The organism is Desulfatibacillum alkenivorans DSM 16219, from assembly GCF_900142135.1.
Classification (GTDB): domain Bacteria; phylum Desulfobacterota; class Desulfobacteria; order Desulfobacterales; family Desulfatibacillaceae; genus Desulfatibacillum; species Desulfatibacillum alkenivorans.
Genome location: NZ_FQZU01000005.1, coordinates 181,608 through 204,424 on the forward strand (window position 1 = coordinate 181,608; position 22,817 = coordinate 204,424).

A 22,817-nucleotide genomic window follows, 5' to 3' on the forward strand; every position below is an offset into this window, starting at 1 on the left:
ACAACCTCGGATCAGGGCTTTTTTTTGGGGGGCCGCTCTTGTGGGGGCTTTCCCCTCAATAAACAAGAGTTTCCTAATTGTATTTAGTATATTAACCAAGATAAAATTATTGCCGTAAAGAGAATCTTGGTATATCATATCACGCATCATTCAATGGGTTCCCAAGATGTGTGTGAAAGATTGGCCGGTTTGAGGGGGGAGGCGTCTTCCATATTCAGAAACATTGGCGCCCATAACCTGTTCAGGATAGTTTTAAGTGTAACCAAAAGATTTCTTTAGATTTTTTTGTCCTGCCTTTTTGCTTCTTCTCTAACGCATCTCGGCATTTATCGGCCTTGGAAAAAATTAACGCTTTGTTGTTTTTGGAAAGCCCCGGCTTGACCGGCTTGGCCGTTGCCATGGTGAACTCAATGAACGCCCCTAAAAAGATAGCCCTTGTTGTTTTGGATAAAGACGGATCCCTTGCAGAGGAGGCCAGAAAATACCTGCCCGAGTCTTCGTTTCGGATTCAAGGCTTTACGGACCCGGAAGAGGCGCTGGCTTTCATAAAAAAAGGCGAGCCAGGCATCTGCCTGGTGCGGACCGCTCTCAATAACACGAGTTCCAGCGCTTTTTGCAAATTATTGAGGGCGGACTATTCCAAAGAAAAGCTGCCTGCCATCCTGGTTGCAGACCCCCACGAAACATTTAAAATCAAGGTGGGCTACGAAGCGGGGTTCTCGGACGTTGAGACTTTTCCCATCAATTGGCAGGTCATGCAGAATCGTTTGCGTTACGCCCTGGACACCAACCAGCTTTTGGCAAAGCTGAGGGACAGCGAAGAAAAAATTTATCACGCTCAAAAGGCCGCCCAAATGGGAACCTGGGAATACGTTCCTGAGAGCAAAACCTTTATTTTATCCAAAAACTCCCATCAGGTGTTTGGTATACGCTACGGCGACGAAAGGGTGTCCCGGGACCATTTTCTGGACGTGTTTCATCCTGAGGATCGCGAAGAATTCTCCAATCTGCTCAATCAGGCGGTCACCCGCCATTTTCCTTTCAGCCTGGTGCACCGGATTATGCGCTTTGATAAAAGCGTCCGTTTTATTCAACAGCAGATTTCCATTGTCCGGAACAGCACCACCGGGGTCAAAACCATCCTTGGCACGGCCCTGGACGTCACGGACCAGAGGTTGAACGAGTTCTTTGAGATGGATAAGAACAGCGTCCTGACCATGATCATCAAAAACCTGCCTATTATGGACGTGCTGAACGAAGTTATCAGAGTGGTGGAACGGCAAAGGCCTCAGGCTTCCACCATGATCAGTCTGGCCAAGGACGGCAAACTGGTTTCCACGGTGTACTCACGGCTTCCCGCCGGCTTCATCAAGGCCGTGGGCAGGCAGAGAATCTGCCCGGAGTCCGGGTTGGCCGCCGCCGCATATTTGGGGGAGACCATCCTGGTTAACGACGCAAGCTCCAATCCGCTTTGGGATAATTACCGGAGTTTGGCGCAAGAGCACGGATTGCATGCCTGTTATGCGGCCCCCATATTGTCCGGCAAAGGGCAGTTGCTTGGCGTCATTTCCCTCTATTACAAGGAGTCCGTGGACCCAGCGGAAGAGGACCTGGCTTTGCTTAAGGCGGTCACTGATTTGGCGTCCGTGGCCATTGAAAAAGTGCAACTGACCGAAACCCTGGTTTATCAGGCCCGCCATGACGACCTGACCGGGTTGGCCAATCGCGGCGCTTTGCGGGAATGGCTGGAAAAAAGCCTGAATGCCGCCAAACGCTACGAAGAAATGCTGGCCCTCTTGTATATTGATTTGGATCGATTCAAGCAGGTCAACGACTCCCTGGGGCATGTGGTGGGAGATCAATTATTGAAGGAGGTGGTCAGCCGTTTGCTTCGGATAGTCCGGGATTCGGACATCCTGGCCCGCATGGGAGGGGATGAGTTCGTCCTGGCCGCCAGCCGCCTGGACTCCAAGGAGGACGCCATCGGCATGGGGCGGCGCATCCTGCAGATATTCCGGGAGCCCTACCGGATTCAAGACCACGAGTTGTATCTTGACGCCAGTATTGGAATCAGTTTTTTTCCGGAAGACGCCCAGGACGCGGGCAAACTCATCCGCCATGCCGACACGGCCATGTATTATGCAAAAATTCGGGGCGGCAATCGTCTGGCGGAGTTCGAGCCCCAAATGAAAATGGCTGTCCTGGAGCGCTTAGAGATTGAAAATGACCTGAGAAAGGCCATTGAAAACAAAGAGTTTGAACTTTTCTACCAACCCCAGTACGAACTGGCGACCAAGAGGCTGATCGGGTTTGAGGCTTTAATTCGGTGGAATCACCCGGAGTTGGGCCGCATTCCTCCGTTAAAATTCATTCCCCTGGCCGAGGAAACCGGCTTGATCATCCCCATAGGCGAATGGGTGGTTCATGAGGCCTGCGCTCAGAACGCCAGGTGGGCCAAGGCCGGGTACGGGCCTTTCAAGGTGTCCGTCAATGTTTCGTCCGTGCAGTTTGCGGACGAGGGATTTCTGGACATTCTTATCAGCGCACTCAACAAAAGCGGCATGGATTCCCACCACCTGGAAATCGAATTGACGGAAAGCCTATTGGTAAAGGACGTCAAATTCATCGCCAACATGTTGAGCGGCGTCAAGTCCCTGGGCGCCACAACCGCCATTGACGATTTTGGCACAGGCTACTCCTCCATGAGCTATCTTCACGACCTGCCCGTAGATTGCCTGAAAATAGATCGATCCTTTGTGATTAACACGGGGGACGACACCTTCGCCTCGGAGCGTAAAAGAAACCTCTTGAGCAAAATCGTGGAAATGTCTCACGAGTTGGGGCTTACGGTTATCGCGGAAGGATTTGATAACAAGCAGCAGTTCGATTATCTGGTTAAGATCGGGTGCGACGTGGGCCAGGGCTTTTATTTAGGCGTTCCAATGTCAGCCCCTGAGATCGAGTTTTATTGCAGCATGTACTATTAAAGGAGGGGATCTGCGCCTCTCCAGGAATGTTTCGAGGAAAGGCGCAGAATAAAATAGGCTTATTGAATAACCTGGTTGGCGGCTTCAATGAGCGTATAGGGTATTTCCTGGTCCAGGTTTTGGGCGATGCGGGCGTTCAAAATCAGCTTGCCCTCCTTGTTTTGGGCAATGGCTATGGAATCCGGGCTGGCGCCTCCAAGGATCTTCAGAGCCGTTTCCGCCGCCCACAGGCCTTGTTCTTCAGACACCTTGGCGAAGTCCAGAAGAGCGTACGGGGCCATGAAGTCGTAGGATGTTCCCGTAGGGATTTTGGTGTTGGCTTCCACAAAGGCGATAAGTTCCTCAGACTGGTCTGCGTACAATCCGCCGTCAGAGTCAACGAGCAGAATATCCACTTTGTTTTGCAGTTCGGCAAATCCAGTTTTCCAGTCTTCGGCGTTTTTGGAAAAATATTTTTCAAGTCTCAAGCCAAAGGCTTTGGAAATGTTTTCCGCTTCCTTGGTGGATGTGAGTGTTTCAGGCCCGATAAAACCCAGCCTGTCCCCCTTGGCGAAAGGCTTGAGTTGCTCCAGCAATTGGGGAACCGGGGTGACTTCCACCATGCCGGTGACGTTTTTGCACGGAAAGCCGTACACCGAGGCATCCCAGTTGACGCCGCAGAAAACCACCGGAGTCGCCGTGTTTTTCAAGTAGGGCACGACCAGATACTTGGCGGCGTTGTCGTCGGACGTGATAACCACGTCCGGCTTAAAGGAGTCAATCAGAGCCTTGGCTTTTAATGAAACGCTTTTTTTGTATTCCTCCCCTGATTGGCGTTTGGTGTCCATCCTAAAGATTTTCACCTCAATTCCTTTGCCTTCCAGAGCGGTTTTGGCTCCCCTGACAATGCCGTCGCTCCATTCATATCCTTCATGATAGGAGTCCACCAAAAGGATCTTTTTCCCGGCAAAATCCGCCGCCGGGGATGAGCCCGCTAAAATGAGGGCCAGAGTCATAACCGCGGCCAGGTATACGCCGAATTTTTTCATACTTTCCTCCACTGCATTTGCTGTGACAAGTCTTGCTATACATTTCACCAAAGTCCCTGATCATGAAAAACGACCGGGGATTCCGGTTTTCCGGCTGAAATTCTTTGACGAATATTGTTCGCCCGGCTGTGGATCAATCCGTGCGCCGGGCCAATAAAGCGAAACGCTCCCCACGCCCGGCTCGCCCAAAAAACGGGGCATTAGGGCATGGGAAGCGTTTTTTGCATTACACCTTGAACTTGCCAGCCATCTCAGTGAGCATGCTCCCCAAGCTGTTCAGGGCGATGGTGGATTCCTCCAATTGCTTGGCGCTGTCCACGTTTTGCTCACTGGCCAGCTTGATGCTTTCCAGCGCTTGAGACAACTGCTCCATTCCAGCCAGTTGCTGTTGGGCCGACGCCGCTATCAGGCGGGATGCTTTGGCGGATTCCGAAGTGCTTGACGACAGCTTGCTGATGGCTTCTTCCGCCTCGGAAGACAGCTGGCTGCCTTCGTCCACGGCTTTGGAGCCCCTTTCCGTGGCCATGACGGCCGCGCTGGTGGCGTTCTGGATTTCCTGCAGAATGTTTCGGACCTGTTCTGTGGCTTGTTTGGATTGGTCGGCCAATGATTTGACTTCCTGCGCGACCACGGCGAAGCCCTTGCCGAACTCACCGGCCTTAGCCGCCTCGATGGATGCGTTGACGGACAAGAGGTTGGACTGGTTGGCCAGTTCGTTCACCGCATCAATAATTTCGGCGATGTTCTGGGTTTGTTCGCTCAGCTTGACAATGCTTTCTGCAATGTACTGCATTTCGTCCTTGATCCGGACCATGCCGTCCAGGTTGTAGGCGGTGGCCGAAAGCCCGCTCTGGGAGACCTTTTCCGTATCTTCTGCGGATTGAGCCACGCTTTCCGCCTTTTCGCTGGAAACCCGCATGGTTTCCTTCACTTCCTCCCCGGTGGTGCTGATTTCACTGACCGAGCTTCCCATCTCCGTGGCGCTGGAGGCGAACTGGGAGGCGGTGGTGGAAATCTGAGCCGTGAGGGTCGCCAGGGAATGGGCGGATTCCATGATTTCCCGAATCATGGCTTGCTGCTTGTCCATGAATTTGTTGAACCAGGATGCCAAGTCCCCCACTTCGTCCTGACTGGAGACGTCCAGCCTTCTCGTCAAATCCCCTTCGCCCTGGGCCACGTCCTGCAAGCCTTTGCTGACCGTATCAATGGGCTTGATGATGAAGACCTGCACCAGAATCAAGATGGAAAAGCCGATTGCCAGCAAGAGCAGAAATCCTATGCCGGCCACCCAGACGCTGACCTCATTGGCGCCGGCGTAAATCTCGCTGGCTTTGGCGCTCAGGCCCGTCGCCAGGTCGGTTCCTTCAACCTGGCATATGGCTGTTATATAATCTTGGCCGGAGGAATTGTCCATGTCGGCGCCCAGGACATGCTCATAAACTCCGCGCTCCTGGCCGGCATATTTCGTTCCCAGGTCGGATTTGGCGATGTCTACGACGAAATCCATCTCCAGCTTACTGGAATGGGATTGATGGCTGACTATCAAGCCTTTGCTCTCCATCAAAAACGCTCTTCCGCTCTCCCCGAACTTCATCTTGCTCATGAAATTTTCCCGGAAATAGGCAAGATTCAATTGGGCGAACATGTATCCCTTCCGCCCCTTTTGCTCCACGGGAACCGTGAGCATGAGAGCCGCCGAGTTGGTAAGGCTGCTCTTGAAAACCGGGGAAAATCTTCCTTCAATTATATCGTTTGTGGACAATATGCCCTGGCATAAATCCTTAATTTGTCCGGCTTTCTTTGCGTCGGAAGCTGTTATGGGCGTTCCCTGGGCGTCCGTGAGGATCACAATGTCGTAAAAAGCGTGCTTGGTTGTAATCCTCTCCAGATTCGCCTGGGCCTGTTTTCTGAATGCCGTAGCGATGAAAGTGTCCGGCAGGGCTTCCCTGAATACTTTTTCCGTAGCCCAAGACTCAACGTCAAACATAGCCCGTTGAACCCATGCGGCCAGGTTCATCGACGAAGACTCCGCCTGCAGCAGCATTTGCGCTTTGGCTTGTGTTTTTAAAACGCTTTTAACTTTGACGTAGGTGACGGCGCCGAAAGCGGTCAGGAGAATCGTGAGGATGATTAGCGCAGGCGCTAAAAACTTCGTGCGAAGGCCAAACTTCATGGGAACGCCCCCCTTTACACGGGATCGTGTGCGATAAATATGTTGTAAAAAAGGCATTACTTCGAAACGCATCACCGGTGAACTGGCTGCTGTGACGCGACAACATATTTTGGGCGTCCTGACATGCAAACACAAATTTGAACCAGTAATTACTTCGAAAGAGAATATCTGCTTTTGGCTACAAAGGCAGACTCTGGGTATTAAAAAACACAATTAAGTTGTATATGTCAATACTTTTCCAAAACTCTGATACCATTTCGTATAATGTTGTTTAGAATTTTAATTTTATTATAAATATCATCTTCTATATATATATTGATAAGATTGCAGCCGCATGACATCCAACGGCATTAAACGATCAAAGCCTATATAAGCGTGCGCTGAAACATTTCTTGTTATCATATTGAAATGTTTGTTAAACAGTCGGTTTTCCCGGAAACGGATTTGCTTTGATATACGATCGTTTAATTGAGAACGAGCCGTTCATCCAATTTCAAATTATTTCTAAAAGAATGCGTATTTTTTTATTATTTACCGGGCGCTGAAAGGATTTTTTAGGGGCCTATGACTACAGCGCCTCCCCAAAACTGTGACACGGTCCGAGTATGCAGCCGTTCTATCCTGGAATAATTTCTAAAAAAATTTGGCCGCCTGGACCGTTCTGTCCTTTGATTTTCCGGCTGATTACCTGAAAGGGGGACAGTAAAAATTGGAATTATGCTTGCATCCTTTTTGTAAGAAGTCTATTCCCTATGGGTCGGATTCTTGGAAATCCGGCAGGCGCCGCCAAGGAGACAGACATACTAGAAGGAAATCAGGAAGGTCCTTAGCCATGGAAAACATTTCCCGGGACAAGTGGTATATCACAACGCAAACCTTTCCGGAGTTGCTGCATCGCAACGTCACCCAGTTTGGAGAACGCAGGGCTCAATGGTGGAAAACCGAAACCGGCACCCATCAAACCCTGACGTATTTTCAGTTGGGCCGCATCATAGAAGAAGCAAGCTGCGGGCTCATGGAGATCGGGGTGGAAAAAGGCGACAGGGTCGCCCTCATGGCTCATACCTGTCCCGAGTGGATGCAGGCGGATTACTCCATCCTGTGCGCAGGGGCCATGACCGTCTGCGTGTATCCCACGTTATCCAAAGACGAACTGACATTTATTGTAAGGGATTCCGCCGCCAAGGTCCTGTACGTTCAGGACGGCCTCAACCTGGCCAAAGCCCTGGAAGCCTGGGCGGATATGCCTACCCTGGAAAAGGTGATTGTGCTGCAAGGGGAGGTGGGCGGAGAAGATCCCCGGATCCTGGATTTCAACGCCCTTTGTTCTTTAGGCTCGAATTTGAGGGCCAAGGAGCCAAAGGCCTTTTCCAACCGCTGGAAGTCCGTGGCCCTGGACGACCCCATGACCATCGTGTACACCTCCGGCACCACCGGCAAGCCAAAAGGCGCCGTGCACACGCACGCCAGCATCAACGCGGCCTGCCGCCGGGACATGGAGCCCATCGGGTTCATGAAGCCGGACGACGTCATGCTGTCCTTTCTGCCCCTTTCCCATACCTACGAAAGGGAGTGCGGCCACGGCGTCGCCATGCACGGCGCCATCACTTTGGCTTATTCTTCTCCCAAGACCATGGTGGAAGACCTTCAGGTCTTCAAGCCCACCATGTTCATGTCCGTGCCTCGCATTTACGAACGCATTTTCATGGCTTTGTCCGCCGCCGCCTCCGAATCTTTCCTGAAAAAAGCCATTTTCAACTACGCTCTGAAAGTTGGAAAAAAGGTAGTGGAAACCCGGGCCGACGACAACGGGTTTGTGGATATGTCCGAAGAGGCCGACCTGTGCTCCGGCATAGGCCCTCTGCTGCGCATGCAATACCAGTTGGTGGATAAAATCCTGTTTTCCAAGGTGCGGGAGAAGCTGGGGGGACGCTTCCGCTTCGCCTTTTCCGCGGCAGGCGCCTTGCCGGCCGATCTCTGCAAGGTGTTCATGGCCATGGGCATCCGCATTTACGAAGGATACGGCGCCACGGAAACCTGCAACACGGTCAACCTGAACCGCCCCAACAAGGTCCTCCCCGGCAGCGTGGGCTGCCTGGCGCCGGGCGTGGAAGGCCGCATCGCACCGGATGGGGAATGGCTGGTCAAGGGCCCCAATAACATGCTGGAATATTGGAATAATCCCGAAGCCACCAAGGCAGCTTTCACCGAGGACGGATTCTACCATACTGGAGACATTGTGGAGGAGCAGGCGGACGGGTATCTTAAAATCGTGGACCGGAAAAAGGGCCTTATGGTCCTGGATACCGGCAAAAACGTGCCTTCCGCCAAAATCGAAAGCTGCTTTTCCTTGTCCCGATACATCGACACCGTGGTTCCCGTGGGCGACAATCGCAAATACGTGGCAGCCATCGTCATTCCCGATTTTGACGCGTTCATCGAGTATTTCGACGCCAACGGCATTGAATACGACAAGGACGCCCTGGCGTTCGCCGACCTGGGCGCCGCCCCGGTTTGCGTAAAAGTCGGCGAGGATTTCATCAGAAACGCCAAGCTCAAGGAAATGGTCGACGAGGAAATCAAGCTGGCTAATTTTCAGCTTGAGGAATACGAGACCATCAAAAAATACACCATCGCCAAACGCAGACTGACCGAGCAAACCGGCGAAGTCACCCCCACGCTGAAAATCAAACGAAACGTGGTTATGAAAAATTTTGAAAAGGAAATTAAAGACTTATACAAATAGCCTTCGCGCGAAGCGCTATTTGAAAGTTTTTTGCGGAGCTTTTTTTCAAAAAAAGCGACCCGCCGGAGGCAGAATTTTTTGTTTTGCAGTTCGCGGTTAATCAGTTTGGTTTTGATGGTTTTTGATGGCGTCAGTGGCCAATTTGTCGGCGATTTCGTTGTACGGATTGTCGGCATGGCCTTTGACCCAATAGCATTTGATATCCTTGAATTTACTGATTTCGTTTTGGATTTTTCCGATTAGCTCCACATTGGCCTTGGCTTTCCATCCTTGAAAAAGCACGCCGAAGGAATATTTGCTGTCCGTAAAGATGCGCACCGGCAATTCTCGTTTTTTGATATTTTGAAGGGCGACCAGGATGGCGCTCAGCTCCGCCACATTATTGGTGGTTTCTCCTATGTATTGGCTGATTTCCTTGGCATGCCCTTTGTACTTGAGCAGCACGCCCAGGCCGGCCGGGCCGGGGTTGTGCGAGGACGCGCCGTCCGTGTACGCGATGATCGCGTTTTCGGGCAGATCGGGTTTTTCTTCGGCCACGTATTTGGGAATTTTTTTGGAAGCCGAAGCCTTGGGGGCGGTTTTAGGCTTATTTTTCAAGGTTTCCACGGGCGCCAGGTTATCCACCCTGGCGGTGTATTCCTGTTCCTGGTCCAGCTTGTACTTGATTTTCACCTTGCCGTTATTGACGATAAAATTCCCTTTGCCGTCCGACTCGGCCCATACCTTGCTGTTTTTAAAGGCCATTCTGACCCATTTGCCATCTGTTTCCGCCATGGATTTCCTTTTGCTTTTTAGTAAAGATGATATTTGGAAGCGGTCGCCTTAAAGGCGTCCAGTTCGTCTTGCCAGGCTTCTTCCAATTCAAAGGGGGATTCCCCGTTTTCCAAGGCTTTTCGGATGTCTTTATCGCCCAGGATCAGGTCCATGGGCAGACGTTCGTACTCGTATTCATAGGGCGGCTGTTTCCATTTAAAATCATCCGGGTACAATTTGATCAAAGCGGAAATCAATCGCAAGGAGGTCAAATAGGGCTGGAACGTCCTTCTGTCCGTCACGTGGATTTGAAATCCCCGGCAAAGCTCTCCGGCCCATTTATTGAAAAGAGGTTCAAAAGCCATGGACCGCAGGATCGCCCCGGGAACTCCTTCGGGACGCAACTCCTCCAGGACCTCCCGCGGGTCCACATAAGGCGCTCCGAAAGCCTCGAACGGCCGGGTGGTTCCCCGGCCTTCGGAGGCGTTGGTTCCCTCAAGAATAACCTGGCCGGGATAGACCACGGCGGAGTCCACAATGGGCAGGTTAGGGGAGGGCGGAATCCAGGTGAGAGTGGTTTCCTCGTAATACATGGACCGCCTCCAGCCTGTCATGGGAACGACTTGCAGGTCGCATCCTATGCCGAATTCGTCATTAAACAGCCTTGCCAGTTCGGCCATGGTCAGGCCGTGGCGCATGGGTATGGGATATCTTCCTACAAAAGAAGTGCAGTTATCCTGGAGGATATTTCCCTCAACCGCCTCGCCGCCTATGGGGTTGGGTCTGTCCAGTACGAAAATTGTTTTATTAGTTTTTTTAGCAACTTCCATGCAATAACTCATACTATACATGAAGGTGTAAACCCGGGTTCCCACGTCCTGGATGTCAATGAGCAGAATGTCGATGCCGTCGAACATCTCCTCTGTGGGAATGCGGGTTTCGCTGTACAGACTGTATATGGGGACGCCCAGGTCGGGATCTTTCATATGATCCGATTCGATCATATTATCCTGTTTGGCTGCGTGAAAACCGTGCTGAGGGGAGAACAGGGCGGTCAGTTGCCCGGGAAACCGCCTGTCTATAACGATATGAGACCCGGTTAGCTCCCGATCCACGGACGCCGGGTTAAGCAGCAGCCCCAGGCGTTTGCCCTGGATCCAATCAGGCGGAGATTCCAGCAAATTGTCCAAGCCGGTGTTGACGAGCATGTTGGATAGATTCCTTTTTACAGAATGCGGCGTGGGTTGGGTAGAGCTTGCGAAGCCCAACGATTAGCGTTTCGGTCTTTGTTCCTTGGAGCAGACTCCAAGGGGCGATCATCGTAATTTCTGTTGGGTTCGAAGTCCAACAGCATTATTGCCGGCTTGAAACGCCATAGCCGGACTTCTTAACCCAACCTGCGGCTCGACATGGGGCGGCGCAGGTTGGGTAGAGCTTGCGAAACCCAACAAATTCTGGGCTTTAATGACCATAAAAGCATTTCAGCGCCCAAGACGTCCGTCATCCTCGCAAGGGGCGTTCGGGTTTCAGGACGGCCCGCAAGCGGGGACCCAGCGTCATTTTTCATGACGCCATATGCGCCCAAATAAGCGCCGATTGATCATTTTGCCACAATACCATGGCGTTGAAAGGCGATCAAGGCTTAGGGCCTAATGATTTGCAAGGGGTGGATTTCAAAAGGCGGACGCCGGTGTGTTCACAGCGTCCGCCATTGCATAGGGTGATTTGGGGGGACTTCAAGACGCGTGGGGGCGCGCCGTGGAAGATGGTTTCAAGCCACGGAAATCACGGAAGTCTCAGAACTAATACATTACGTTTTTTCCGTGCCTTCCGTGGTTGCATTAAGCGCTTTGCAGCCTGACATCCTTGCGGGTTTTGGCGTAATCCCTGCCCACCAGCCAAATCAGCAGGGAGGGGCTTATGCGGCCGATGGCCCACAAAACCTTGGCAAAGCCCGTCACCACAATAAACGCTTTTTTCTTTTCAACGCCGTTGCAAATGCGGCGGGCGCATTCCTCGGCGCTGATGGAAAAATTCATGGGCAGGTTTTTTAACAGGTTTTGGCGGTCAATGTTGACCACCTTGCTGGTTTCAAAAATCGAGGTTTGGATGAATCCCGGGCACACCACGCTTACGTCGATGCCCAGGGAGGAGGCCTCCACGCGCAGGCCGTTGGTCAGGCCCACCACCCCGTATTTGCTGGTTACGTACGATACGGTGCATGGAAAAGGCGTCAGCCCCTCAATGGACGCAATGTTCACGATGTGTCCGAACCCCTGTTTCAGCATGGCTTTGTACGCATGCACGGTTCCGTGAATGACGCCGAACAGATTCACTTCCAGAACTTTGCGCCAATCCTCCACCTCGCAATCCTGAACTTCTCCGCCCACGGCGATGCCCGCATTGTTGAATATGTAATCCAGGCGGCCTTTTTCCGAGATGGCCCTGTCTATCATGGCTTTGAATGCCTGGTCGTCCGTCACGTCAAGGGGCAGGGTTCTCACGTCGAATCCCTGGCTGTTAAGCCCTGCCGCGGCCTTTTCCAATAGATCTTCCTGGATGTCCGACATAATCACCCTGGCGCCCCTCCTGCATAATTCCTGACTCAAGGCGAAGCCGATGCCCGAGGCCGCTCCGGTGATGACGGCGACTTTATCCGTAAAAGTTCCCATGGGTTGCCTCCAATATGCTTAAGTGGAAATGGTCAGAGATTTCACGATGGGGCGACGCACGCCCGGCAGCAGGTTGAACAAGGCGACCAGGGCGTGGGTGGATCCGCCCATTTTCCAATGCAGCTTTTTCTTGTGCGCCGCTTTCCACACTGTCTTTGCCACGTCAATGGGCGCCAGTTTGATTCCCATCTTGTTAATGGAATGCACCTTCTGGTCGGTTTCCAACAAAGGCGTGTTCACGTAGGGCGCAAGTACGTCGCACACGGAAATTCCGTATGGCTCCAACTCAATATCCAGAGCTTCGGTCAGGGCCAGCACAGCCCTTTTGGTTGCGGAGTACACGGATAGATCCGGAATGCCGTACACGGCCGAGGTGGAGGCCATGTTCACCACCCTGGATCCGGGGGTGTTCTTCAATAAATATAGCGAGCTATGGGTGCATGCAATCACTCCTTTCAGGTTGACGTCCACAATAGCCAGGGAGTGGGCCAGGTCCACTTTTTCAAACCGGCCGAACTTGAGAATCCCCGCATTGTTAAACAGGACGTCCATTTTTCCGCCCGTCCTTTCGGCAAAAGAGTTGATCGCTTCCTGGACGCTTTCCGGGTCGGTCACATCCATGGAATGGGTATGGCACTGGTCCCGGCCGATTACTTTTTCCAGGTTTTCAAGGCCTTGCCCGTTAAGATCCACGGCGCCAACGAACCAGCCGTTCTTCGCAAAAAACAGAGCTGTCTCCCGGCCGATGCCCGAAGCGGCGCCAGTGATGAGGATATTTTTAGTCATGGAGATAGTCCTTTCCTGACTGGCGAGTGGTATTTATTTGTTAAAATGGGATTATGACCGGAAGGAGAGGGCATTCGGAACATTGTCATTGTATATTGGCGTAGGGGTGTAAAAAGCCCCTCCCTCCGGTCACACTGGCAAAAATGTTACATATTTTCAAACCCTTTCCAAAAGGTGGATGCACATGGCGGCTTCCTCCACCCCGATGTTGCCGCCGCCGTTTTCAGCCAGCCCGATGCGGGCGCCTTCCACCTGGCGCTTTCCGGCTTCTCCCCGAAGCTGGGTTCCGATTTCAAAAATCTGGGCCAGGCCCGAAGCGCCAATGGGATGGCCGCGGCATTCCAAGCCGCCGCTGGTGTTCACGGGCTGTTTGCCTCCCAGCTTGGTGGCGCCGGTTTCCGACCACGGGCCGCCTTCGCCTACGGAGCAAAAACCCATGGCTTCCAACTGGTGCAGTTCTCCGTATGCCGTGGCGTCGTGCAACTCGGCCAGGCTCACGTCCTGGGGGCTTATCCCGGCGATATTGTAGGCTTTGTTCACTAGCCTTTCGCCGATATCCTCTCCGTCCATATCCCGTTCGCTGCCCTGGCCATGGACTGAAGCAATAATTTTGACCGGTCTGGCTTCGGTCAGCTTCTTTAGGAATGCCTCGGAGCAGACAATGGCCGCCGCAGCCCCGTCGCCAACGGGCGCGCACATGGCGCGGGTCAAGGGATAGGTCACGGGCGCGTCGTTCAGCACCTGTTCGGGCGTCATGGTCATCTGGTATTGGGCCAGAGGGTTCAGGCTGCCGTGCCAATGGTTTTTGGAGGCGATCAAAGCCAATTGATCCTGGGTGGAGCCGTATTTGCTCATGTGCCACCTGGCGAAGGTGGCGTAGGCGTCCATGAATATGCTGCGGCCCGCGCCCATGGGGTTGTCTTCCTCGGGGATGTCCAGTTGAAAGGACTGGCTTAACGAGGTCAGCTTGCTGATGTGCTCTTCAAATCCGGCCACGTCCATGCAGGCGGCGTAGGCGCCCAGGGATTTGGCTTTATCCGGGCTGGTGATTTTTTCCGAGCCCACGGCCAGGGCTGCGTCGTACATGCCCGCCTTGATTCCGGTGTATGCCAGGTGCAGGGCCGTGGAGGCTCCTGCGCAGGCGTTTTCCACGTTGGTCACGGGAATTTTGTCAATGCCCATAGACCTGAGCGCCACCTGTCCTTTAATGGAGTGCTGGTCGTCGAACATGCCCCAGAAAGTATTGGAGAAAAATGCGGCCTGAAGGTCCTTCTTGTCCAGCGACGCGTCCTGGAGAGCCAGGTTGACCGCCTCGTGGGCCATGTCCCGGACGCCCCTGTCCGCATATTTGCCGAACCGAAGCATGCCCAGGCCGATGATGTATACGTTTGACATGGGAAGTTTTTCCTTTATTGGCGGGGTTAATCCCTCCGCGGATAATTTTCGATAATCTTGTGTCCGGCAGCGATGGCCAGAACGTCATTGGAGCCGTCCTCGATCATCATGGCCCTGGCGTCGCGGAAGAGTTTTTCCACGATGTATTCCTTGGTCAGTCCGGTTGCTCCAAAAATCTGGATCGCCTCGCTGCAGACTTCAAAGGCCCACTGAGTGCCGTGCACCTTGCATATCAAAGAGTACTCCTCGGCCGGAGTGGATGTGTTTTGGTTGAACACGTGGGCGGCGCGGGTCATTTGGCGCATCATTTCCACCTTGCTGAACATGTTGAACAGCTTTTTCTGCACGTCCTGATGCTCGATCAGGGCTTTGCCGCACTGCACCCGGGTTTTGGCGTAGTTAAGCGCCTCTTCAAAGGCGGCGCGGCCAATGCCCACGCTCAGGACGCCCATGAGCACGGTGGTGAAGGACAGGGTGATTTCCAGCATGGCTTCATAGGCGTCAGGCCCCACAATGCAATACTTGGCGGGCACGCGCACGTTGTCGAAATACAGTTCGCTCTGAGGGTCGTCCCTTTGTCCCAGCTTCTCCAGAGGAGCGCCCCGGGACACCCCGGGCAGATGCAGGGGAACAATCACAATGCCGCCGCCTGCATGGCCCATTTTGGAATCGATTTGGCAGAACAGGGCTGCGTGGGTGGCGTAAGGCGCGCCGGAAACCCAGGCGGCCTTCTGTCCGTTGATCACGTAAAAATCGCCGTCCGGCGCGGCCGTGCAGTCAGCCGGGATTGCGGGATCGGAAAAGCTGGGATAGAAGGGCAGGAGCGTGTCCGAGCCGTGCATGGGTTCGGTGATGGCCCAGCATCCGCAGATTTTTCCGTCCTTGCAGTCGCAGAAGGGCAGGATGATTTCCTCGATGATGTCCTCCTCGGGAACCATGGAGGCCAGAAACGAGGGAAAAGCCGCCACGGCCAGGTCCACGGTGAGGCCCACACTGCCCCAGGCCAGTTCCTCGATGACCAGGGCTTGTTGAAAGGGGGACAGGCCCATGCCGCCGTAGGAGTCCGGGACGAGAATGGTATGAAAATCCAGTTCATAGGCCTTTTTCTTGAAATCCCATAACGGGGAGTTGGGGCCGACGGACTCTTCCGCGGTCATGCGGTCCATTTCCCAGGCCGTGGGGCGCATAACGTCCCGGGCGAATTCGTGGGCGGCTTCCTTAAGCATGCGGTCTTCTTTGGAGAGATTTAAATCAAGGTCAAGGTAACTCATTGGTTTCCTCCTAATTTAAAGGCGGGTTATTTTTTGTAGCGGGCGGCGACGGCGTCAGCGTGCTTGACGATGATTTCCGGCACCTCTTCGTAAAGAATGGTATCCAGTGCGTCCATGGATTCCTCCGAATATTCCACGTTCATGTACTCGGGCGGCGCCCACCAGTCGTTTTTGGACTTGTACATGGGGTTTCCCGGCCCGGGGAAGCAGGTGAACATGGTGGGCACGGTGTGGAGCATGTCCTGTTTTTCCTCTTCGTAAGTGATCTTGCGATGCATTTCCTCGCGGCTGTAGTAGACCATGTCCCGCGGAGGGCCCAGCGCCAGGGCCAGCTTGACGTTGCAGTCCGGCAGATAGTTGAAGGCCTGCAGGCCAAAGGCGGCGGACCCCATGATCCGGTTGTCCACCCTGTATTGCCAGGCGCTGGCGCAAGCCCAGTCGGCGGCGATGGCGAAATCCAGGATTTTCCAGTTGCAGCTTGGGCCTCCCAACTGGCCGCCTCCGCCCAGATCCTTGGCGTAATTGTTGAAATCCTTGCACGTGGGCTGGCCGCAGGCGCCGCAGTTCCAACCCAGGTTGGAGCGGTCCACCTTGGCGCCGATGCCTATGATCACCGGAGACTCCCCCTTTTCGTAGCAGGACTTGATGGTTTCATAATCCCACTGCACGTAACGAACGGCCTTGGCGATGGGCTCCAGCACCTCGATGATCGGCAGGAGGTCGTCTCCCCAGATGATTTCCGTTTCGATTTTCGTCTTGCCGGTGATGGTGGGCGCCTTGTGGACGGCCAGGCAAATATTTTTGGCGATTTCCACCACATGGTCCACGAGATATTCCTTACCTGTCAGATGTCCCATTAGTCCTCCTCCGTTTCCTTGGCGGGTTTGGGTATCCACTTGCGATAGTCGAAACCGCGCAAAAGCCGGGCTGTCATGAAAATCTTGCGGGTGTTGTCCAGGGCCTTGTCCATGTTGATAAGGTGGTAATCCACGTTCACGTCCACATAGGGGTTTTTGGATTTTGCGGCCACGGGAACGCCCACCACAATGCCCGAGTTGGGGCAGTAGCCCAGTTTCTGGCCGGCCATGCCCATGCTGGCGAAGGGCCTTGCGTCCACCATCAGGGTGTGGGCTGTCCACAATGCGCTGCCTACGGCGAATCCCAGGTCGTCCACGCGAGCCGTGCACAAGGGGCCTTTGATGATGGTTTCGGACCGGCGGTCGGTGATGTCCACCAAACCGTAGCGGTGCTCCACCTTTTCGTAAAAATAGCTGCAGTCCAGGCCGCCGCCGCACATGCCGCAGCCCCCGTCCAGGGGCGTTTCGTGGCAACGGGTGTTGCCGATCAGAATAATCACGTCCGAATCCCGAACCATCACCGCTTCGTATAAAAAGGGCTCTTTCCAGGCCGGGTTGGTATGGGCGATTTCTTCAATCTTGCGGGCTAGTTCCTCCAGGTTGTCCTGGCCGTATATCAGCTCCGCTTCGATCTGGGCCACGCCGCCGGCAAAGGGGGCGGTCAGGGCGGAGTTGACCATGAGCCTGGCCGCTTCCAGGGCGCCTTTTTTCCGGCGGACGTCCTGGGCCGAATAGGGCGTCCATTCGCTGATGCGCTCGCGTCCTTGAAAATCAAGGTCTTCTACATAGCGTTTCATGGGTCTTCCTTTCGTTATTCCTTGAGCCCACACAGGGCTTGCCGTTTAGTTGGTCAGGGCGAACACGTTGGCCGCGTCGGCGGAAAAATCGTCCCGAAGCAGGCGGTCCAGGTTTTTTTCCGACGCCGTCTTGGGAATTTCGTCCACCACCTGCAGGTACGAAGGAACCGCGTTGCCCTCCAGGTTTTCCCGGCAATGCTTGAACAAACCGGCAGGGTCGATGGCGCCGCCGTCGGAGGCGACCACAGCCGCCACCAGATCGCTTTCGCCGGGAGCGCCGGAAGCCGCCGGGATGCCGTACACGCATACGTCGTCCACGTCCGGGTGCAGGGCCAGGGCGGCCTCCACAAATCCGGGCTGGATGAAGTCGCCCGAACGCCTGAGCCCGCCGCCTTTCCGGTAGTCAAAGAAAAGCCAGCCGTTTTCGTCCTTGTGGCCCATGTCCCCGGAACGCAGCCACCCGCCGCGGGTTTTCTTTTCCGAGGCGTCTTTTTTGCCCAGGTAGTTGACCTCGGTTTTCTGGCCGGGAGTGCGGGCCACGATTTCTCCCACCTCGCCGGGTTCGCATTCCGAGTCGTCCTCCCGGACGATGAGCATTTCCATCATGCCTTCCAAAGGCTTGCCGAACGAACCTATGGGGCCTACTCCGGGCGGTTTGTGGGCGAATCCGCCTTCCACCGCGCCGTACCATTCATGAATCAGCACGCCGAACCGGTTTTCGAAGCTCTCCCAGATGGCGTGAGGCGTTCCAGCGCTCAGGACCAGCCGCACCGGATTGTCCGCGTCATTCTCCTTTACCGGTTCGCTGTAAATGCCCATCATCATGCCTCCCAGCAGGGAGAAGGTGGTGCAGCCGTGTTTACGGCAGATGTCCCATATGCGGCTTTTGGTGAACTTGCAGCTAATGACCGCCGGAATCCCCAAATACAGCGCAGGAATGAGCGTGACCGCCTGGGCGTTGCCGTGGGTCAGGGAAAGGCCGGTGTACAGCTTGTCATCGGGCTTGTACTGGAACACCAATTGGGCCAGCATGCTGTACGGCGCAATCCGGGCATGCTTGAGCACCACCCCTTTGGGGTCGCCGGTCGTGCCGGAGGTGTAGATGATTTCCATGATGGCGTTGGGATCCGTGCAACGGTTTTCCGGCTCGCCGGCCTCAGGACCCTCCAGGATGGCGGAAAGATCCGTCCATTGGGACTTGACGATTTCCGGCATGCCTTCCTTCCGCACCACGCCCGCCACCTGGATGTCCGGCAGTCCGGCCAAGGCCCTGGAAGCGTTCTCCGTGAATTCGCTGGAAAAAATCACGCCCTTTGTTTTGGAGTCCTTGAGCACGTACTGCAGCCGATTCCCCTTATTCCTGGGGTCGATGGGCAGCAGCACCGCCCCTATGGCTGTGGTTGCGTACAGGGCGTACACAAACTCCGGATGATTGCGCATTATCAGCGCCAGCACGTCGCCCTGGACGAATCCCATGTCCTGCAACTGCTTGGCAAGTTTGCGGCCTTTTGAAACGATTTCACCATAAGTTATTGTTTCATCTGGAAAATTTCCGTTTTCAAAGGTCAGGATCTCAAGGTCAGGGGTATCTTCCGCCTTGGCATCCATCTCAAAAGAGAAGATGCCCGGCGCCTTGGCTGTGGTCATATCCGTTCTCCTAATTTTTACTGATTAAAATTGGCGCGGGCGGTCCGAATCCGGGAGGATCAGTCTATAGCCAGCCCGTGCTTCTCGCAGTACACCGGGTAAAGCTCATAAACAGGTTTGAGAAAGGGCAATATTTTCAAAACTTTGGGGATTGGGCCTTTGGATTTGATCTTGCGGGTGGCCAAAGCCACGGGCAGCTTGATCTTTTTCAGCCAAAATGCATGCACCGTGTCGCCGGAAAGCTCCATGGTGATGACCGCGTCCCGGTTGGCCTTGTCGCCCGTAATCACCTCGTCGTGGGATACGTACAGATATCCGTTAGGCTCCTTGATGACGAATTTGTAGTCGATTTCATATTCCTTGAGCTTGGGACCGAAGTCCGTTTCGTTAATGGCATGGGTCCAGACATCGTTGAGAATGGTGTACATGTGGTTGGCATCCTTGAATACGCTCATTACTTCCTCCTGTCGGGTTTTCGGATGTTTGCGGATTTTTAGGCGCAGATCCTGCGTTCAAATCCGGTCGCTCCCCCCGGATAAAATCCGGCCGGGTCGGTTTGTGAAAATGACTTGTGATTGGGCTTTTTTGGCGAAGTCTCCGTCTTGGACTGAATGCTTCGAAGCGGTTAGGACGGTCCCCCTATCGTCGCTCTATGTAGGAGCAAATCCCGTGCCATAATTTTCTGAATTTTAACTAACTGAAAATATTGTAAATTAAAAACCGACGCCTTCCGTTGTGTCCTAATGCGGACAAATAAATGTCCAAATAAGGACAAAATGGGCTTGACCCCAAAATCTTTTTCCCTTAAATTCTTTCTCCATAATCCCACGCATTATTCATCCCCCCCCGCGAAAGGAATTCCCTATGACTTCACTATATAATAACTCCGGCCTGGCGGCGGAATCCGCCTCCCGATTGGAGCGCGCCTTGGCGGAGCAGGCTTTGGGCTCCGGCGATTACGAGGGCGCCTGGGACAACATGATTCAAGTCTTGGAACTGCTTGGCGCCCAGCCGCCCAGCCAGGATTTCGACGTGATGTTTGTGGATACCAGCCTGGAGTTGGCAAAGATTTCCTTTGTGCTGGGCAAGGGGTTTTCGGAGCTCATCGGCCACTTGAACAAAGCGCTGGAAGCGGCCGACCGGTTGGGAAACCAACGCGCCCGGGCCATGATCAACCTGCACCTGGGCAGGCTGTATTACTTCGGCGAGCAGCGTCACCTGGCCATGGAGGTTTTCGCCAAGGGCAAGGCCGAAGCCGAGGCCTTGGGCGACGAAGACATCATGGCCAACGCCTCCGAGCTGATCGGCCTGTATTTTTTCATCCAGGGGCTTATCCCCGAGGCCATGGGATATTTTGAAGAGGCGGCCCGGGGCTTTGAATTCGCCGATCAAGGGCACTCCGGCCCCATGTGGCTGAGCTATTGCGCGGCCTTTCTCGGCCAGTACCACCGGGCCATCGGCACGCTGGATTTTTACCGCAGGCTGGCTATCGACCGGAAGGACCACTCCCTGGCCACCACGCTGAGGGCGGTTTTGGGCATCTTTCTTGTTCGGCTCAAGAAACATCGGGAGGCGGCCTACCATCTTTCCGGCGCGCTCCAGGAAAGCATTCAATCTCAAAACAGCCTGGCCGGGTATTTCTCCTCGGGCGGCCTGGCCTTTCATCATATGATGGAGGGCAGGCTGGACGAATCGCGCAAATGGATGACCAAAACCATGGAGGTGGGCGACAAGGCGGGCCTGATTCATCAATACGCCTCTCCTTTTGTTTTGGAGATCCTTTTTACCTTTCACACCGGCGGCATAGCCCCCATTCCGGGCTTTAATTTCGAAAGCGAATGCCAAAGGATATTGAACGAGCCCAATATCCATCTTCAAGGCGTGGCCCTGCGGCTGCGCGCCATGGAAGCCATGGGAAAAAATTTGGAGTCCATGCGGGAGATCGAGGCGGACCTCGTGCAAAGCGAACGGCTGCTGGAACGATCCGGCGACCCGGTGCAACTGGGCAAGACCCATATCGCCATGGCTCGATTGAAGCTCACCCAGGGGGACCCGGCTTCGGCAAGGCGCTACGCCCAAAGAGCCTGGAAAGGCTTCTCCGGGTACGGAGACGTGTTTTACCCGGATGATTTACTCGGGCTGCTTTCGGAAACATCGGGCCTGGCGCCCCAGGATTTTGTCCGGGAGGATCTTTTGGAGATGTTCGGCGCCATGATTCAGGATCTGGTTCCCAGCGATAACCTGGACGAGCTTCTCCAGCGCACCATCAGCGCCACCAACCGGTTTTTCGGGGCGGAGAGAGGCGGCATATTCTGGTTTAAAGCCGGGGCGTCGGGAAAAAGCCCGGAGCTCCGCGCTGCATGCAACCTGTTTAAATCGGACGTGGATTCCATGGCCTTTCGCTCCAGCCTTTCCCTGGTGTTTAAAACCTACAGGGAGAACCAGCCCCAGGTGGTGCGCAATCCTGACGGCGCTTCGCTTCACAGCCAGGTTCGGGCCATGATCGGCGTGCCTTTTGAAGTGGAGGGCGAGGTCAAGGGCGTGCTGTACCACGACAACTCCTACGTCAACGATTGCTTTGACCGTTTTGTCCCGGCCCAGTTGGCCCGCATGGCCGGATCCCTTTCCCGGTACATAGGCCACGTGCTTCAGTTCAGCCGGAAAATGGAGGAAAAAACCAGCGGGTGGCTTTCCCGCATGGGGCGCTTGGATGAGAAGGAAATCATCGCCAAGGACAAGGCCATGCTCACCGTGTTGGATCAGGCGGATCGCATCGCCGGAACCGACAGCACGGTTTTGATCCTGGGAGAGACGGGCGTGGGCAAGGAGCTGTTGGCCCGGAGAATCCACGGCGGAAGCGTGCGAAGCGAACACCCCCTTGTGGTGGTGGACCCAACGACCATTCCCGAAAGCCTGGTGGAAAGCGAATTGTTCGGGCACGAAAAAGGCGCTTTCACCGGCGCGGACCGGCAAAAGGCCGGACGCATCGAACTGGCCCATAACGGGACCCTTTTTATTGACGAAGTGGGGGAGATTCCCTTGTCCATCCAGGTGAAACTGCTCCGCGCCCTGCAGGAGAAGACCATCACCCGGGTGGGCGGCGCCAAGACCATATCCTGCAACTTCCGCCTCATCGCAGCCACCAACCGCAGCCTGGCGGACGAAGTGGCCCAGGGCCGGTTTCGGGAAGACCTGTATTACCGGTTGAACGTCATCCCCATTCTATTGCCGCCCCTCAGGGAGAGAGGCAGGGACGTCCTGGAGCTTGCGCGGCATATGCTGGCCAGGTTCGCGGGCAAGTATAACCGCCACGATCTGGAGTTGAGCAAGGAAAACGTGGCCAGCTTGTTGGCCTATTCCTGGCCGGGCAACGTCAGGGAAATGGAAAATATGATGGAAAGGGCGGTGCTTTTGGCGGTGGACGATCAACTGGCCCTGAACCTTCCTGCAAGCCTGAGTAGCAGGGCGGCCTCCAATCCCTTTGAAGGAAATCCCAGCCTGGAGGAGGTGCAGCGCCGGTACATTGCGTACATTCTGGAGAAAACCAACGGAAAAATTTCAGGGCAGGGGGGAGCGGCTGAAATATTGGGCATGAAGCGAACCAGCCTTTATAACAGAATGAAAAAACTCGGCATGAGATGATTGATCGCCCGCGTTCAAGATTATCTATGTTGGCGCCGCGGCGCGCTTTTTCTTTGTTGATCA

The 22,817-nt window shown here is 54.5% G+C and carries 16 protein-coding genes; 3 read left to right on the top strand and 13 right to left on the bottom strand.

Features of this window, described 5'->3' with window-relative positions; all coding sequences use genetic code 11:
• Positions 1–241 precede the first annotated feature (241 nt).
• The gene (locus BUE18_RS27865; protein WP_170868287.1) at positions 242–400 is read right to left on the bottom strand and encodes a hypothetical protein; all 159 of its coding nucleotides are present in this window, start codon (positions 398–400) and stop codon (positions 242–244) included.
• A 10-nt stretch (positions 401–410) separates the two neighbouring features.
• On the opposite strand from BUE18_RS27865, the gene BUE18_RS06625 reads away from it, so the two are divergent.
• Positions 411–2,987, top strand: a complete 2,577-nt coding sequence (locus BUE18_RS06625; RefSeq protein ID WP_170868288.1) for an EAL domain-containing protein — start codon at positions 411–413, stop codon at positions 2,985–2,987.
• A gap of 59 nt (positions 2,988–3,046) precedes the next feature.
• Here BUE18_RS06625 and BUE18_RS06630 read toward each other — a convergent pair whose 3' ends face one another.
• Together BUE18_RS06630 and BUE18_RS06635 are read right to left on the bottom strand one after the other, a co-directional pair.
• On the bottom strand, positions 3,047–4,015 hold the full coding sequence (locus BUE18_RS06630) for an ABC transporter substrate-binding protein (RefSeq protein WP_073474165.1): 969 nt from the start codon (positions 4,013–4,015) through the stop codon (positions 3,047–3,049).
• A gap of 226 nt (positions 4,016–4,241) precedes the next feature.
• Positions 4,242–6,188: a methyl-accepting chemotaxis protein gene (locus BUE18_RS06635; protein WP_073474167.1), complete on the bottom strand. Its 1,947-nt coding sequence runs from the start codon at positions 6,186–6,188 to the stop codon at positions 4,242–4,244.
• An 832-nt stretch (positions 6,189–7,020) separates the two neighbouring features.
• On the opposite strand from BUE18_RS06635, the gene BUE18_RS06640 reads away from it, so the two are divergent.
• Complete coding sequence (locus tag BUE18_RS06640) at positions 7,021–8,934, top strand: AMP-dependent synthetase/ligase (RefSeq protein WP_073474169.1); 1,914 nt, start codon at positions 7,021–7,023, stop codon at positions 8,932–8,934.
• A 96-nt stretch (positions 8,935–9,030) separates the two neighbouring features.
• Here BUE18_RS06640 and BUE18_RS27255 read toward each other — a convergent pair whose 3' ends face one another.
• The 10 genes from BUE18_RS27255 to BUE18_RS06690 form a co-directional block, all read right to left on the bottom strand.
• Positions 9,031–9,708, bottom strand: a complete 678-nt coding sequence (locus BUE18_RS27255) for a ribonuclease HI (RefSeq protein WP_083610823.1) — start codon at positions 9,706–9,708, stop codon at positions 9,031–9,033.
• Positions 9,709–9,725: 17 nt separating this feature from the next.
• On the bottom strand, positions 9,726–10,895 hold the full coding sequence (locus BUE18_RS06650) for an exo-beta-N-acetylmuramidase NamZ family protein (RefSeq protein WP_073474172.1): 1,170 nt from the start codon (positions 10,893–10,895) through the stop codon (positions 9,726–9,728).
• Positions 10,896–11,528: 633 nt separating this feature from the next.
• Complete coding sequence (locus tag BUE18_RS06655) at positions 11,529–12,359, bottom strand: SDR family NAD(P)-dependent oxidoreductase (protein WP_073474174.1); 831 nt, start codon at positions 12,357–12,359, stop codon at positions 11,529–11,531.
• An 18-nt stretch (positions 12,360–12,377) separates the two neighbouring features.
• Positions 12,378–13,145 (bottom strand): SDR family oxidoreductase, encoded by a 768-nt coding sequence (locus BUE18_RS06660; RefSeq protein WP_073474176.1) that lies wholly within the window; start codon positions 13,143–13,145, stop codon positions 12,378–12,380.
• Between the two features lie 156 nt (positions 13,146–13,301).
• On the bottom strand, positions 13,302–14,540 hold the full coding sequence (locus BUE18_RS06665; RefSeq protein WP_073474178.1) for a thiolase family protein: 1,239 nt from the start codon (positions 14,538–14,540) through the stop codon (positions 13,302–13,304).
• Between the two features lie 26 nt (positions 14,541–14,566).
• A complete protein-coding gene (locus BUE18_RS06670) occupies positions 14,567–15,811 on the bottom strand; it encodes an acyl-CoA dehydrogenase family protein (protein ID WP_073474180.1) in 1,245 nt (414 codons plus the stop codon).
• Between the two features lie 26 nt (positions 15,812–15,837).
• On the bottom strand, positions 15,838–16,668 hold the full coding sequence (locus BUE18_RS06675; RefSeq protein ID WP_073474182.1) for a DUF2148 domain-containing protein: 831 nt from the start codon (positions 16,666–16,668) through the stop codon (positions 15,838–15,840).
• Complete coding sequence (locus tag BUE18_RS06680; protein WP_073474184.1) at positions 16,668–17,465, bottom strand: DUF2148 domain-containing protein; 798 nt, start codon at positions 17,463–17,465, stop codon at positions 16,668–16,670. The genes BUE18_RS06675 and BUE18_RS06680 overlap by 1 nt, the downstream gene beginning before the upstream one ends.
• Positions 17,466–17,510: 45 nt before the next feature.
• A complete protein-coding gene (locus tag BUE18_RS06685) occupies positions 17,511–19,112 on the bottom strand; it encodes an AMP-binding protein (RefSeq protein WP_073474186.1) in 1,602 nt (533 codons plus the stop codon).
• Positions 19,113–19,171: 59 nt separating this feature from the next.
• On the bottom strand, positions 19,172–19,567 hold the full coding sequence (locus tag BUE18_RS06690) for a hypothetical protein (RefSeq protein WP_073474188.1): 396 nt from the start codon (positions 19,565–19,567) through the stop codon (positions 19,172–19,174).
• A gap of 409 nt (positions 19,568–19,976) precedes the next feature.
• Here BUE18_RS06690 and BUE18_RS06695 point away from each other — a divergent pair, with 409 nt between their 5' ends.
• Positions 19,977–22,754: a sigma-54 interaction domain-containing protein gene (locus tag BUE18_RS06695; RefSeq protein ID WP_073474190.1), complete on the top strand. Its 2,778-nt coding sequence runs from the start codon at positions 19,977–19,979 to the stop codon at positions 22,752–22,754.
• Positions 22,755–22,817: the final 63 nt, after the last annotated feature.

Bases quoted from the DNA above. Each gene is read 5' to 3' on its own strand.
- BUE18_RS06665 (WP_073474178.1), bottom strand. From the start codon at position 14,540: ATGTCAAACGTATACATCATCGGCCTGGGCATGCTTCGGTTCGGCAAA.
- BUE18_RS06640 (WP_073474169.1), top strand. From the start codon at position 7,021: ATGGAAAACATTTCCCGGGACAAGTGGTATATCACAACGCAAACCTTT.
- BUE18_RS06630 (WP_073474165.1), bottom strand. From the start codon at position 4,015: ATGAAAAAATTCGGCGTATACCTGGCCGCGGTTATGACTCTGGCCCTC.
- BUE18_RS06655 (WP_073474174.1), bottom strand. From the start codon at position 12,359: ATGGGAACTTTTACGGATAAAGTCGCCGTCATCACCGGAGCGGCCTCG.
- BUE18_RS06670 (WP_073474180.1), bottom strand. From the start codon at position 15,811: ATGAGTTACCTTGACCTTGATTTAAATCTCTCCAAAGAAGACCGCATG.
- BUE18_RS06675 (WP_073474182.1), bottom strand. From the start codon at position 16,668: ATGGGACATCTGACAGGTAAGGAATATCTCGTGGACCATGTGGTGGAA.
- BUE18_RS27865 (WP_170868287.1), bottom strand. From the start codon at position 400: ATGGCAACGGCCAAGCCGGTCAAGCCGGGGCTTTCCAAAAACAACAAA.
- BUE18_RS06680 (WP_073474184.1), bottom strand. From the start codon at position 17,465: ATGAAACGCTATGTAGAAGACCTTGATTTTCAAGGACGCGAGCGCATC.
- BUE18_RS06660 (WP_073474176.1), bottom strand. From the start codon at position 13,145: ATGACTAAAAATATCCTCATCACTGGCGCCGCTTCGGGCATCGGCCGG.
- BUE18_RS06625 (WP_170868288.1), top strand. From the start codon at position 411: ATGAACGCCCCTAAAAAGATAGCCCTTGTTGTTTTGGATAAAGACGGA.
- BUE18_RS06695 (WP_073474190.1), top strand. From the start codon at position 19,977: ATGACTTCACTATATAATAACTCCGGCCTGGCGGCGGAATCCGCCTCC.
- BUE18_RS27255 (WP_083610823.1), bottom strand. From the start codon at position 9,708: ATGGCGGAAACAGATGGCAAATGGGTCAGAATGGCCTTTAAAAACAGC.
- BUE18_RS06650 (WP_073474172.1), bottom strand. From the start codon at position 10,895: ATGCTCGTCAACACCGGCTTGGACAATTTGCTGGAATCTCCGCCTGAT.
- BUE18_RS06690 (WP_073474188.1), bottom strand. From the start codon at position 19,567: ATGAGCGTATTCAAGGATGCCAACCACATGTACACCATTCTCAACGAT.
- BUE18_RS06635 (WP_073474167.1), bottom strand. From the start codon at position 6,188: ATGAAGTTTGGCCTTCGCACGAAGTTTTTAGCGCCTGCGCTAATCATC.
- BUE18_RS06685 (WP_073474186.1), bottom strand. From the start codon at position 19,112: ATGACCACAGCCAAGGCGCCGGGCATCTTCTCTTTTGAGATGGATGCC.